Origin of the sequence: Streptomyces durbertensis (assembly GCF_014156695.1) — a bacterium.
Lineage (GTDB): Bacteria > Actinomycetota > Actinomycetes > Streptomycetales > Streptomycetaceae > Streptomyces > Streptomyces durbertensis.
Genome location: NZ_WMLF01000788.1, coordinates 1 through 1,223, shown reverse-complemented (window position 1 = coordinate 1,223; position 1,223 = coordinate 1). Strand labels below are relative to the sequence as shown.

Annotated in this window: 2 protein-coding genes; both read left to right on the top strand. The window is 71.4% G+C overall.

Annotated features, from left to right (window positions below; all coding sequences use genetic code 11):
• The coding region (locus tag GL263_RS26830) for an acyl-CoA carboxylase subunit beta (protein ID WP_323379576.1) at window positions 1–881 on the top strand (881 nt) is incomplete at its 5' end.
• A 76-nt stretch (window positions 882–957) separates the two neighbouring features.
• Window positions 958–1,164, top strand: coding sequence for an acyl-CoA carboxylase epsilon subunit (locus GL263_RS26825; protein WP_182858324.1), 207 nt, complete (start codon window positions 958–960; stop codon window positions 1,162–1,164).
• The last annotated feature ends 59 nt before the right edge of the window (window positions 1,165–1,223 follow it).

Below are 1,223 nucleotides of genomic sequence, written 5' to 3'. Positions count from 1 at the left end.
GTGTGGCGCACTTCGCGTACGACGACGAGGAGTCGTGCCTGGAGGAGGTCCGCTTCCTGCTCTCGATGCTCCCGCAGAACAACCGGGAGAACCCGCCCGTCGTCGAGTCCGCCGACCCGGCCGACCGCCGTGCCGACACGCTGCTCGACCTCGTGCCGGCCGACGGCAACCGCCCGTACGACATGCACAAGGTCATCGAGGAACTCGTCGACGACGGCGAGTACCTGGAGATCCACGAGCGCTGGGCGACCAACATCGTCTGCGCGCTCGCCCGGATGGACGGCCAGGTGGTCGGCATCGTGGCGAACCAGCCGCAGTCCCTCGCCGGTGTGCTGGACATCCACGCCTCGGAGAAGGCGGCCCGCTTCGTCCAGATGTGCGACGCCTTCAACATCCCGATCCTGACGCTGCTGGACGTGCCGGGCTTCCTGCCGGGCGTGGACCAGGAGCACGGCGGCATCATCCGGCACGGTGCCAAGCTGCTCTACGCCTACTGCAACGCCACCGTGCCCCGCATCTCCGTCGTGCTGCGCAAGGCCTACGGCGGCGCCTACATCGTGATGGACAGCCAGTCCATCGGCGCGGACCTCACCTACGCGTGGCCGACGAACGAGATCGCGGTGATGGGCGCCGAGGGCGCGGCGAACGTCATCTTCCGCCGGCAGATCGCCGCCGCCGACGACCCGGAGGCCATGCGCGTCCGCATGGTCAAGGAGTACAAGGCCGAGCTGATGCACCCGTACTACGCGGCCGAACGCGGCCTGGTGGACGACGTCATCGACCCGGCCGAGACACGTGAGGTGCTCGTCCGCTCGCTGGCGATGCTGCGCAGCAAGCACGCCGACCTTCCGTCCCGCAAGCACGGCAACCCGCCGCAGTGACCCGCGCGGCCTGCGGGAACACAGCCTCGCCGGCCGCCCCGACGCCAAGCCCGGACCTCAGACCGAGGAGACCTTCATGAGCATGACCGACGCCACCAGCCTGGTCCGCGTGGAGAGGGGTACCGCCAGCGACGAGGAGCTGGCCGCCGTGACCGCTCTGCTGCTGGCCCGGGCCGCCGGCTCCCAGCACGCCGAGAGCGCCCGACCGCGCAGCGGCACCGCCGGCTGGCGCCGTCTCGAGCGCACCCCCGGCTTCCGCGCCCCGCACAGCTGGCAGGGCTGACCGGGCCCCGCGCACAGGTCCGGCGGCACACGACAAGGGCGGGCGCCCCTCCGCGGAGG

Bases quoted from the DNA above. Each gene is read 5' to 3' on its own strand.
- GL263_RS26825 (WP_182858324.1), top strand. From the start codon at position 958: ATGAGCATGACCGACGCCACCAGCCTGGTCCGCGTGGAGAGGGGTACC.